At 60.3% G+C, this 12,227-nt stretch carries 10 protein-coding genes; 7 read left to right on the forward strand and 3 right to left on the reverse strand.

Annotation, left to right across the window (positions count from 1 at the left end; all coding sequences use genetic code 11):
- Positions 1-9 precede the first annotated feature (9 nt).
- The 5 genes from IG629_RS02095 to IG629_RS02115 all read left to right on the forward strand — a co-directional run bounded on the left by IG629_RS02095 (position 10) and on the right by IG629_RS02115 (position 7,705).
- Complete coding sequence (locus tag IG629_RS02095) at positions 10-2,037, forward strand: hybrid sensor histidine kinase/response regulator (RefSeq protein ID WP_193170333.1); 2,028 nt, start codon at positions 10-12, stop codon at positions 2,035-2,037.
- Positions 2,038-2,309: 272 nt separating this feature from the next.
- Positions 2,310-3,386: a recombinase RecA gene (recA, locus tag IG629_RS02100; RefSeq protein ID WP_193170334.1), complete on the forward strand. Its 1,077-nt coding sequence runs from the start codon at positions 2,310-2,312 to the stop codon at positions 3,384-3,386.
- Between the two features lie 295 nt (positions 3,387-3,681).
- Positions 3,682-6,342, forward strand: a complete 2,661-nt coding sequence (gene alaS / locus IG629_RS02105) for an alanine--tRNA ligase (RefSeq protein WP_193170335.1) — start codon at positions 3,682-3,684, stop codon at positions 6,340-6,342.
- 134 nt (positions 6,343-6,476) lie between these two features.
- Positions 6,477-7,337 carry an AAA family ATPase gene (locus tag IG629_RS02110; protein ID WP_193170336.1) on the forward strand — a complete coding sequence of 287 codons (861 nt, stop codon included), beginning with the start codon at positions 6,477-6,479 and terminating at the stop codon, positions 7,335-7,337.
- Complete coding sequence (locus IG629_RS02115) at positions 7,337-7,705, forward strand: hypothetical protein (RefSeq protein ID WP_193170337.1); 369 nt, start codon at positions 7,337-7,339, stop codon at positions 7,703-7,705. Before IG629_RS02110 ends, IG629_RS02115 begins: the two co-directional genes overlap by 1 nt.
- Here the strand turns inward: IG629_RS02115 and IG629_RS02120 are convergent.
- Positions 7,702-8,688 carry a hypothetical protein gene (locus IG629_RS02120; RefSeq protein WP_193170338.1) on the reverse strand — a complete coding sequence of 329 codons (987 nt, stop codon included), beginning with the start codon at positions 8,686-8,688 and terminating at the stop codon, positions 7,702-7,704. The genes IG629_RS02115 and IG629_RS02120 overlap by 4 nt on opposite strands.
- A gap of 186 nt (positions 8,689-8,874) precedes the next feature.
- On the reverse strand, positions 8,875-9,402 hold the full coding sequence (locus tag IG629_RS02125; RefSeq protein ID WP_226886382.1) for a GNAT family N-acetyltransferase: 528 nt from the start codon (positions 9,400-9,402) through the stop codon (positions 8,875-8,877).
- A 206-nt stretch (positions 9,403-9,608) separates the two neighbouring features.
- On the opposite strand from IG629_RS02125, the gene IG629_RS02130 reads away from it, so the two are divergent.
- Together IG629_RS02130 and IG629_RS02135 are read left to right on the forward strand one after the other, a co-directional pair.
- Positions 9,609-10,787 (forward strand): vWA domain-containing protein, encoded by a 1,179-nt coding sequence (locus IG629_RS02130; RefSeq protein ID WP_193170339.1) that lies wholly within the window; start codon positions 9,609-9,611, stop codon positions 10,785-10,787.
- Positions 10,784-11,665, forward strand: a complete 882-nt coding sequence (locus tag IG629_RS02135; RefSeq protein WP_193170340.1) for a C40 family peptidase — start codon at positions 10,784-10,786, stop codon at positions 11,663-11,665. The genes IG629_RS02130 and IG629_RS02135 overlap by 4 nt, the downstream gene beginning before the upstream one ends.
- Positions 11,666-11,707: 42 nt before the next feature.
- Here the strand turns inward: IG629_RS02135 and IG629_RS02140 are convergent, their stop codons facing one another.
- On the reverse strand, positions 11,708-12,085 hold the full coding sequence (locus IG629_RS02140; protein ID WP_193170341.1) for a glyoxalase superfamily protein: 378 nt from the start codon (positions 12,083-12,085) through the stop codon (positions 11,708-11,710).
- Positions 12,086-12,227 lie beyond the last annotated feature (142 nt).

Below are 12,227 nucleotides of genomic sequence, written 5' to 3' on the forward strand. Positions count from 1 at the left end.
GGAGACCGGATGGATCCGATGATTGTGCCCGCGGTGAGCGGCTTTGTGGCGGCCGCCGCCATTGCTGTCACTGCGACTATCAAGCTCAAGCGCTCCCGTGAGGCCTTAAGCACACTTGAGGCGGAGCGTGAACAATTGCGGGGAGATGTGGCATCCCTGACAGCGGAGGTCTCTGACTTAACTCAGGCGGAGAAAGCCGAAGCAGCACCGCCGCTCCCGGTCTGCAGGTTCTCCGAAGAAGGTCGCTTTCTATCCGCCAGTCAGTCTTTCACTGAGCTGTTTGGAGCGGGTGACGGGGACAATATTGCCTCAAACAAGGTCGTCCTCCGGCTGCGCCTGATGGTCAGCAAACACATGGAGCAGGTCCGGGCCGCAGAGCCGGGCGAGCTTGTCTTGGCAGGAACGGTGCCGGGGGAGGCGGATCAGTCCGCCTGGCAGGTGCAGCTCGCCATCGACAGGGATACCGACGATGCCGGAAGTATTCTGGCATTGCTGTTACCCCAGTCGGATAGCTGGACCGCGCCGGCTCTCGATTATGCCCCGGCGGGCATTGTTTTCCTCGGACCCGATTTCAAAACCATTCATGCGAATGCTGCTTACAGCGCGCTGGTTGAAGGCACCGGGCCGGGAGCGGCGGACCGGGGCACGCTCTTTGTCGATCTTATCGACGGGGAAGACCGGGAGGCTGCTGCCCGGTTCCTGGAGGCAGCATCCGCCGATGGTGAGAACATCGAAGTTCAGCTTGTCGACCGTGAAGGCGGCGACGGCATCGAGGTCGCTGTTTTCTGTCGTTCTCTCAAAGCCGGGGAAGGTCCGGACGGCGCAATTCTCGTTGTATACCTGATCGATATCGGTCGCCGCCGCCAATTGGAGGCGCAGGTTGCCCAGTCGCAGAAGATGCAGGCTGTGGGCCAGCTCGCCGGCGGTGTCGCGCACGATTTCAACAATCTGCTGACAGCCATGAACGGGTATTGCGATCTCCTGCTCGCACGTCACCGGCCGGGAGACCAATCCTTCTCGGATGTCATGCAGGTAAAGCAGAACGCCAACCGGGCGGCTAATCTGGTACGTCAGCTCCTCGCATTCTCTCGCCAGCAGACGATGATCGCGCGGGTGCTCGATGTCACCGAGACCGTTGCGGACCTGTCGCACCTGTTGCGCCGGCTGATCGGCGAGAACATTACTCTGAAGATCACCCACGGCCGCGAGCTCGCCCCGATCCGGGTCGATCAGGGGCAGCTCGAACAGGTGGTGATCAATCTGGTCGTGAATGCGCGCGACGCCTGTCCGAGTGGCGGCATGATCACGATGCGGACCCAGGACTTTGTCACCCAGACGCCGGTCCGGCGCGGCGATGACATGATGCCGGTCGGGCGTTATGTGCAGCTTGATGTGGTGGATACCGGAACCGGCATTGACGAGAAGATCATTGCGCGGATTTTCGAGCCGTTCTTCTCCACCAAAGAGGTGGGGCAGGGAACCGGCCTCGGTCTTTCGACAGTCTATGGCATCGTGAAGCAGATCAACGGCTTCATTTCAGTGGAGAGCACGGTCGGAGAGGGGACGACATTCTCCGTGTTCCTGCCGGCCTATGAGGGCAAGGAGGCGCTCAGCAGGCATGGCGAGGGGCAACTGGATGGCACCGAATCCCGCAAGGATCTGACCGGGGTTGAGACCATCATGCTGGTTGAGGATGAGGATCCTGTCCGTTTGTTCGGCGCACGGGCGCTGCGGAACAAGGGGTACAAGGTGATCGAGGCCCGCAACGGCGAGGCTGCACTGCAGTTGTTGTCGGATAAAAGCGAGGAAATCGACCTGCTGATAACCGACGTGGTGATGCCGGGAATGGATGGCCCCACCCTCGTGCGAAAGGTGCGTGAGGACCGTCCGGACCTCAGGGTCATCTGCATTTCTGGCTATTCCGAAGACGCATTGCGCCAGCGCATCGAGGAAGACACGAACATTCACTTCCTGCCGAAGCCCTTCAGCCTGAAACAGCTCGCCGGAACGGTGAAGGATGTGCTCCACCCGCTATGAGGCTTTCCGGGTGATTCGCTCGGTGAAGCAGGAACGGGATGAGAACAAAACTCCTGTTTCACCTTCGAAACGCAAAATGTCGTATGCGGTCGAAAAGTGAATCCTAGATTTCGAACGTGAACAAAACAGGAAAATGTTCTTGTTAACGAGAACAAACATGGTACATACTGCAATCCGAATTTCAGTTCAGTCCCGCCCATGAAGTTAAGACGACAGACGGGACCGCGCTGATTGCCATCGCAGGCGTCCTTGTGGGATATGGAGGATCGGGTATGTCGGAACTAGCACTCAAAGTCATCGAACGGGACCCCATGGACAAGACAAAGGCATTGGACGCCGCCCTCGGCCAGATCGAGAAGGCATTTGGCAAGGGCTCGATTATGAAGCTCGGCCAGAACGAGCAGGTGGCCGAAGCCGAGGCCGTCTCGACCGGCTCGATCGGGCTCGATATCGGGCTCGGGATCGGCGGCTTGCCGCGCGGCCGGATTGTCGAGATTTACGGTCCGGAAAGCTCCGGTAAGACCACGTTGGCACTGCATGCCATTGCCGAGGCGCAGAAGAACGGCGGAACATGCGCCTTTGTCGATGCCGAACATGCGCTCGATCCGATCTATGCCCGGAAGCTTGGCGTCGATCTTGATGAGTTGCTTATCTCCCAGCCTGATGCGGGCGAGCAGGCGCTGGAAATCACCGATACGCTGGTGCGCTCCGGTGCCATCGATGTGCTGGTTGTCGACTCTGTTGCCGCCCTGGTGCCGCGCGCTGAACTCGAGGGCGAGATGGGCGATAGCCATGTCGGCCTGCAGGCCCGGCTGATGAGCCAGGCGCTGCGCAAGCTGACCTCCTCGATTTCGAAGTCCCGCTGCCTCGTCATCTTCATCAACCAGATCCGCCTGAAAATCGGTGTGATGTTCGGCAATCCGGAAACCACGTCCGGCGGTAACGCGCTGAAGTTCTATGCGTCCGTACGTCTGGACATCCGCCGGATCGGCGCGATCAAGGACCGGGACGAGGTGATCGGCAACCAGACCCGGGTCAAGGTGGTGAAGAACAAGATGGCCCCACCTTTCCGTGTGGTCGAATTCGACATCATGTATGGCGAGGGTATTTCCAAGACTGGTGAGATCCTCGATCTCGGCGTCAATGCCGGGATTGTCGAGAAGTCCGGCGCATGGTTCTCCTACAGTGGCCAGCGCATCGGTCAGGGCCGAGAGAATGCCAAGCGTTTCCTGACGGAAAACAAGGAAATTGCCAACGATATCGAACGGCAGATCCGGCAGAATGCAGGCCTCGTCGCGGACGCGATGATGCAGGGCCCGGACGACACGGCACCCGAAGCCGGAGCCTGATCCGGACATCTGTTCCCGGGGCCGGGAAAACCGGCCTCATTTGACAACGAATAACCCCGGCCCGATCTCGGTGCCGGGGTTTTCTTTTGCCGAAGCAAGGCGCGTTGCCGGAGCGGCTTCATTCGTTGAGATGGTGTGGATGTGGAAAATGGCGGATTCCCTAAGGCCCCGCGCTGGACAGAAGAGGGCTTCTTCAGTACAAGCGGAGCCCGCTTGCCGCGATGGCGCGGCGGGTTGAAAGGCACGGCAATACCAGCGGCAAAACAGACAATGGCCGCCGGACCGGAGAGACGATATGCAGACCGCGAACGAGATCCGACGCACATTCCTCGATTACTTCGTTGAGAACGGTCACGAGGAGGTCGCCTCCAGCCCCTTGGTGCCGCGGAACGATCCGACCCTGCTTTTCACAAATGCCGGGATGGTGCAGTTCAAGAACGTCTTCACCGGGCAGGAGCATCGCGACTACAACCGGGCGGCCACCTCCCAGAAATGCGTGCGTGCCGGCGGCAAGCACAACGATCTTGAGAATGTCGGCTACACGGCCCGGCACCACACCTTTTTCGAGATGCTCGGAAACTTCTCCTTTGGAGACTATTTCAAGGAACAGGCCATCGAGCATGCCTGGACCCTGATCACCAAGCGCTATGGCCTGCCGGCCGACAAGCTGCTGGTAACGGTCTATCACGAGGACGAGGAGGCTGCGGCGCTCTGGCGTAAGATTGCGGGCCTGTCCGACGACCGGATCATCCGGATTGCCACCTCCGACAACTTCTGGGCGATGGGCGATACAGGCCCTTGCGGCCCGTGCTCCGAGATCTTTTTCGATCACGGCCCGGACATTCCCGGTGGCCCTCCGGGCAGCCCGGACGAGGATGGCGACCGGTTCATCGAGATCTGGAACCTCGTCTTCATGCAGTACGAGCAGATCGCGCCGGGCAACCGGGTGAACCTGCCGCGCCCGTCGATCGATACCGGCATGGGGCTGGAGCGTATCGCCGCCGTCATGCAGGGACAGCACGACAATTACGACATCGACCTGATGCGCGCTCTTATCGAGGCGTCGGCCCACGAGGCCAATGTCGATCCGGACGGGCCATACAAGATTTCTCACCGGGTGATCGCGGATCACTTGCGCGCTTCCAGTTTCCTGATTGCGGACGGCGTTCTGCCGTCGAACGAAGGCCGCGGCTATGTGCTGCGCCGGATCATGCGCCGCGCCATGCGCCATGCCCATATCATGGGCTGCCGGGATCCGCTGGTCTGGAAACTGGTGCCGGCATTGGTCAAGCAGATGGGCGACGCCTTCCCGGAGCTCGGCCGCGCGGAAAGCCTGATCAAGGAAACCCTGAAGCTGGAAGAAACCCGCTTCAAGGAAACCCTTGGCCGTGGCCTGAAGCATCTTGAGGACGAGACCTCAAGGCTCGGCGACGGTGAAACTCTCGCCGGCGACGTGGCTTTCAAGCTTTACGATACCTACGGTTTTCCGCTCGATCTGACCCAGGACATCCTGCGCGGTCAGGGACGGCTCGTCGACACGGACGGTTTCGAGACCGCGATGGAACGCCAGCGCGCGGCGGCCCGGGCTGCCTGGTCCGGCTCCGGAGAAGCGGCGACCGATGCGGTCTGGTTCGAGCTGCGCGAGCAGTGCGGCGCCACCGAATTCCTCGGTTACGACACGGAACATGCCGAAGGCCAGATCGAGGCACTGGTGCTGGATGGCAAGCCGGTGAAACGGATCGACGGGCCGGCCGAGTTCGCCATGATCGTCAACCAGACCCCATTTTACGGGGAATCCGGCGGTCAGGTCGGCGATGCCGGAAGTGCCCGGACGCTGGGAGGGACGGAGATCGAAGTCTCTGATACCCAGAAAAAGGTTGGTGACCTCTGGGTCCACTTCGCGAAAGTCGGCGAGGGTGTGGTCGAGGTTGGCGACGCGGTCGAATTGACCGTCGACAAAGCGCGCCGAGGGCATACGCGGGCGAACCATTCCGCCACCCACTTGCTGCACGAAGCACTGCGCCGCCATCTCGGCAAGCATGTGACGCAGAAGGGCTCACTCGTCGCGCCTGGAAGGCTGCGTTTCGATTTCGCCCACCCGAAAGCGATGTCCCACATGGAGCTGAAGGCGGTCGAGACGGAAGTGAACGAGCGCATTCGCGGCAATAGCGGCGTCAGCACCACCCTGATGGATCCTGAAAGCGCCATCAAGGCGGGCGCCATGGCGCTGTTCGGCGAGAAATATGGGGACGAGGTGCGGGTTGTCAGTATGGGCGGGGCGACGGACGATCCCGGCAAGCAGCATTACTCAACCGAGCTTTGTGGCGGTATCCATGTGAACCGGACCGGCGATATCGGCGTTCTGCACATCATTTCCGAAGGCGCCGTCGCGTCCGGGGTGCGTCGGATTGAGGCTGTCACGGGCGCCGGTGCGCTGGAATATCTGGATGGCCGTGAGGGCCTGCTCACCGCAGCAGCGACAGTCGCCAAGGTTGCCGTCGATCAGCTTCCGGACAGGATCGGAACCCTGATCGAGGATCGCCGCAAGCTGGAGCGTGAAGTGCAGGATCTGCGCCGCAAGCTCGCGGAGGGCGGCGGGGCGGGCGAAGCACAGTCCAAGGATGTGGCGGGTGTCACTTACGCCGGCCGTACCCTTGAGGGTGTGCCCGCGCGCGAGTTGAAAGGCGTCGCGGACGGCCTGAAGCAGCAGATCGGTACGGGCGTCGTGGCCGTGGTCTCTTCCGATGAGGGCAAGGCGTCTCTGGTGGTCGGCGTTACGGCGGATCTGACGGACAAGGTCAGTGCTGTCGATCTGGTTCGTGTCGGCTCCGAGGCTCTTGGCGGCAAGGGCGGCGGCGGCCGTCCGGACATGGCCCAGGCCGGCGGCCCGGATGCGGACGCAGGCCCGGCGGCAATTGCTGCCATCGAAGCCGCCCTGGCTGAAAAACTGGCCTGAACGGGCGTGGCTTTGTCATCGACAGTGAGCAGATGATCGCCGTACCTTAACGAGGAGGCGCCCGCCGAGGGCGCCTTTTCCTTGCCGCCCAGAACGAACCTGCTGGCGGTATCCATGCGCCCAAGGGAGTTTTCATGACCGAGACGTCACGCTTTTCAGGAACGGACGGGTATATCGCGACGGAGGACCTCAAGGTCGCCGTGAACGCGGCGATCACCCTGCAGCGTCCACTCCTGATTAAGGGCGAACCCGGAACCGGCAAGACAGTCCTTGCCCACGAGGTGGCCCGCGCTCTCGGCATGCCGCTGATCGAGTGGCACATCAAGTCAACCACGAAGGCGCAGCAGGGTCTTTACGAATACGATGCGGTCTCCCGCCTGCGTGACAGCCAGCTCGGCGACGAGAAGGTGCACGATATTTCCAACTACATCGTGCGCGGCAAGCTCTGGGAGGCCTTCGAGGCGGAGAAGCCGTCGATCCTGCTGATTGACGAGATCGACAAGGCCGATATCGAGTTTCCGAACGACCTTTTGCTTGAACTCGACCGGATGGAGTTCTTCGTCTACGAGACGCAGCAGGTGGTGAAGGCCAAACAGCGTCCGATCGTGATCATCACCTCGAACAACGAGAAGGAACTGCCGGACGCTTTCCTGCGCCGTTGCTTCTTCCACTACATCCGGTTCCCCGAGCCCGAGGTGATGGCGGAAATCGTCGAGGTGCATTTCCCCAAACTGAAGCAGAACATGCTGCGCGAGGCGTTGACCTCCTTCTACGAGGTGCGCGAGGTGCCGGGATTGAAGAAAAAGCCTTCGACATCCGAGCTGCTGGACTGGATCAAGCTCCTGGTGGTCGAGGACATCCCGCCGGAGACGCTGCGGTCCAAAGACAAGAAAGACATTATTCCGCCGCTTTATGGCGCTCTGCTGAAGAACGAGCAGGATGTGCATATGTTTGAACGGCTGGCCTTCATGGCGCGCCGGGAGGGACGGGGATAATGAATCGGGCAGGTTTTATTCTTGGCGCCATACTGGCAGGGGGCGTTTTTTCTGCACCCGCGACTGCGGCCGAAGACACGTTGAAGAACGCGCTGACGGCCTATGGCAGTGCGGCCGGGAAAATCGCGGCTTCGGTTCCCTTCTGCGGCGGGCCGGCCGAAGAGGTCGACTATTTTGAACGGCAGGTGAAGGAGCTTGCCGAGAAAGCCGGCGCAGGTCCTGTCGAATGGTCGATCATTCAGGCCGCGTTGGAAAAGGCGCGGGACGCCGCCGAGATCCAGAATCATCACTGCAGCGAAGATGGAGGCCGGGCGCTGGCAACCGACCTTCTGGAGAAACAAAAGGCCCTGCAGGCTGCTCTTAACTAGCCGCCGCCCGGTTCAGCGGTTGCCGGTTCTTTAGGAGCCGGGGTTTTCGGCTTCTTCCGGTCGTCATCTTCGGAATGGGGCTCCGCCGTCCGATCCAGAAGGTTTGGCACAAGCCGCTCGCTGAAACCGGCAAGCACACTGAGGAAGGCCAGCTTGTCGGCGGCATTCCCTTCGGCCCCGGTGTTTTGCGCCGTCCCAACCAGGTTGTTGATGAGCCCGGATTTCAGCGCGATGTGCAGGATCACCGCACCGAGGATACCGACCAGCATACGCTGGATGGCATAGGTGATGTTGATGGTCAGTGTCGCGGCCGGGTCAATGGAGAGGCTGCGCAGTCCTATGGCTGTTGACAGCAGGGCGCCCAGGCAGCCCATGACGGCGGCGACCGATACATTGAATTTATTGAGGCCCAGGATCGTCTCTGTTGCGGGGGTCGGCATGCGTTCGGTATAGATCGCGAGACCGATGGTAATCGCAACCGTTGCCACTACGCAGACCGTGAAATAGAGCACGCGCATGAAGTTGCTCAGTCGCTTCGAGATGCGTTTGCTTAAATCGGAAAGGGTTTCGCGACCTTTGTCCGGCTGGTCGATCAGGGCTTGCGCGATGCCTTTGGCTGTTTCCTGCTCATAATAATTGTGCCGTGGGTCTTCTGGGAAGCCGAATTGGTGGGCAATCCAGGCGAGTACCCGGGCCCAACCCACCTTCATAAGATTGATCTGCTGGTTCAGGTCGGCGAGTTCCGGGCCCAGCGACAAGTAATTTTCACGCTGTGTTTGTGCCTGCGCCGGGTCGTCAGAGAATTGCGGGCTGATGCCTTTCTCGGTCATATAGATCTTGAAATCATGCATCGCCCACAGAATAGCGGTTACCACTATACCGCGCTTGTCGGGTGCGCCGACTTTCAGGTCGCTGAGTTTAAATTCATCGCCCTGCCGTTCTTCGGGCTCTGTCATGGTGCTGTTGAGGTCATCTTCTGCCATGAAAATTCCAGCTCCGATTTGAAGGCGACATAAAATGATACTCAATATATCAAAGCTCATTTAACACGTAAAGATTGTAATTGATTCGTTTGTGGACGGGCTTTGCAGCCAGTCGGCTCTTTCAAGCCTGTCCGGTAGAAGGAAGGCGCCCTGTTGGACGCCTTCCTGTTGTGTTTATCCGATGGACTACAATGACATCCTGAGTGTCACTTCTCCGGATGCTTCGTGAAGGTACCGCTCAATTTCGGTAAAGCCTGCCCGGTCATAGAAGCGACGGCCGATCATGTTTCTTTCGAAAACGTCGACATGCAAAGGCCCTTTCAGCTTCCGCGCATGATCGACCATCCGGTGGCCGTATCCCTGGCCGTGGTAGGCGGGGTCAAGAAACAGTCCGCCAATCTCCCTGTCGATAAGCGCAATAAAGCCGATCGGCAGGGAGGCATGCTCAATTACCCACGTCTCTGCATTCGGCAAATAGAGGGTGCGCATGTTGACGTCTTCCTGCGTGAGGAAGTCATCTCCCAGAAACGGATGGGCAAGCCTGCTTGCCGACATCCAGATGGAAATGAGTGTTTCGGTATCGCTTGATTGATAATGCCTGATCATTGGTCTGGATAATGTCCATATCCATGCCGACGGCAGTGTGCCGGGGCATATCGATTGATATTTTTTGATGAAGACAGGCCAATGGGCGCGGCGCAGTGACCTGCGCAAGCGTTCTCCGGCATCGGCTTGGATAGGCGGCCACTTGGCCCCCCGTACTCATCGGGACATAAAATCTCCAGTTCCGTGACGGCTTCTTAGGGGGATTGGGGCCGCGAGAGCAATCTTATTCGGCGGCCGGATGGTATTTTAGTTTTCGTTCGTCCGTCAGTGTCGTCCGGTCTTGACCGGCCTCTCCGGTCCTGTGACAAATCCCCATGTTTTCAAATTTCTTTTACGAGCTGAAACGCGCCGAAGTGCCGGTCTCCGTGAAGGAGTACCTGATGCTGCTGGAGGCCGTGCAGGCGGGGCTCGCCAATTACGCGGTCACGGATTTCTATTACCTCTCCCGCGCGACGCTGGTGAAGGACGAGCGGCATCTCGACCGGTTCGACCAGGTATTCGGCCATGTCTTCAAGGGGCTGGAATATCTCACCGATCTGTTCGGCGAGGATATCCCGGAGGAATGGCTGCGCAAGATGGCGGAGCTGAACCTGACCGAGGAGGAGAAGGCCGAGATCGAGGCCATGGGCGGCTGGGAAAAGCTCATGGAGACCCTGAAGCAGCGCATGGAAGAGCAGGAGAAGCGTCACCAGGGTGGCAACAAGTGGATCGGCACGGCCGGCCGCAGCCCTTTCGGCGCCTATGGCTACAATCCTGAAGGCGTGCGCATCGGCCAGGACGGCAACCGGCACAACAGGGCAGTCAAAGTCTGGGACAAGCGGGAGTTCCGCAATCTCGATGATTCTGTCGAGATCGGCACTCGGAACATCAAGATGGCGCTCCGCAAGCTGCGCCGCTTCGCCCGTTCCGGCACACCGACCGAACTGGATATGAGCGACACCATCCGTTCCACCGCGCGCAATGGCGGTTATCTCGATCTCAAGATGGTACCGGAGCGGCACAACAACGTGAATGTGCTGCTGTTCCTCGATGTCGGCGGCTCCATGGACCCGTTCATCAAGGTGACGGAGGAGCTGTTTTCCGCCGCCCGGTCAGAGTTCAAGCATCTGGAATATTTCTACTTCCACAACTGCCCCTACGAGAAGGTGTGGAAGGACAACTGGCGCCGCCATACCGAGGCAACCTCAACCTGGGACGTGCTGCACACGTACGGGCCGGAATACAAGGCGATCTTCGTCGGTGATGCCTCGATGAGCCCTTACGAGATCGCCATGCCTGGCGGTAGCGTGGAGCATATGAACCAGGAGGCGGGCGCCGCCTGGATGCAGCGCCTGACCGGGCATTTCCGGCGCACCGCCTGGCTTAACCCGACGCCCGAGAAATACTGGCACTACACCCAGTCGATCAGCATGATCCGCGACCTGATGGAGGACCGCATGTTCCCGCTCACCCTGGACGGTCTCGACCGGGCAACGAAGGACCTGATGGCGTGAAGATTGACCCGTTCGACCATCGCCTGACTCCGGCCCGCGCGGATATAGCGGCCGATTTCCTCGAAGCGGATATCGATGCGCCGAAATATGTCGCGGGCGAGGCATGCCGGGTGCTGCCGGGCAGGCTGTCGGTGCGCGAGGCGCCGGACGCGGCGGCGCGGCAATCGACCGAGCTGCTGTTCAACGAGCGCTTCATCGCCTATGAGCGCAAGGATGGCTGGGCCTGGGGCCAGAACCAGAGCGACGGCTATGTCGGATATGTCCGTGAGGACGGACTCGGACCTGATAATGAGGCGACCTACAGTCACGAAATTCAGGCGCTCCGGAGCTACGTGTTCCCGGAGCCCGACCTGAAGAGCATCCCGCTCGACATGCTGCATCTTTCCACCCGTGTACGGGTTTCTGAGACAGACGGGAATTACTCGAGGGTCGATTTCGGTGAGACGGGCGGCTGGATCTATACGCCCCATCTGTGCGACGTGACCGAGGTGGAGCCTGACTATCTCTCGACCGCCGAGCTTTTCATGGGCGCCCCCTATGGCTGGGGCGGGCGCTCCAGCTTCGGGCTGGATTGCTCGGCTCTGGTGCAGTTGGCACTGGCACGGGCCGGGATCACCGCGCCGAGGGACAGCGACATGCAGGAAGCAGCCGTCGGCGAGATCGTCGAGGGCGGGCTGGATGCGGCCCAGCCGGGCGACCTGCTGTTCACGGAAGGCCATGTCATGTTCCTGGCCGAGCCGGGCATGCTGCTGCATGCCAACGGTCATCACATGGCAGTGGCTTATGAGGGACTGGCGGATTTCATGTATCGGACCCGGGACATGGATATCCCGATCCGGACCATCCGCCGGCTGCCGTCTATTCCTGACATGGAGTAAAGCGCCCCGGCACGGGCCAGCCGTGCCGGAGATGCCCTAGCCTCAGAGTGCCGCGCCGACGTCGATGCGGTTACCGTCCGGGTCTTCGAAGACGAAGGCCCGAAGACCATAATCCTTATCCTGTAACCCTTTGACGATGCGCATGCCTGCCTGCTGGCAGAGTGCGTACAGGGAATCCACATCGTCGACCATGATATGGGCGACATTGAACGGCGCAGCCTTGTGACCGGGCTGCAATGTCAGATGCAACTCGGCCTGACCCTGTTTCAGGATCATGAAGCCGACGGGACTGCCGTTCTCGAAGACCTTCTCGAATCCCAGGACGCCGACATAGAAGTCGTGTGCTTTCTGGATTTGTTTTACGGGAAGTGTGGCGGCTATACGGCCAAACCGTATGCCGTGAGGGGCATGCTCGCTCATCCTATGACCTCTGGTTGGGAGAGGGCAGGCGACGATACGGGCGGTGCCGGAACGTTCCCGATCTCCTGAACAAAGTGGCCGGGGCGGTGCCCGCGCTTCTTTTTAGGATGCAAGGCGGAGACCGGCAACGCCTAATCCGGTG

The sequence above is a fragment of the Nisaea nitritireducens genome (assembly GCF_014904795.1).
Lineage (GTDB): Bacteria > Pseudomonadota > Alphaproteobacteria > Thalassobaculales > Thalassobaculaceae > Nisaea > Nisaea nitritireducens.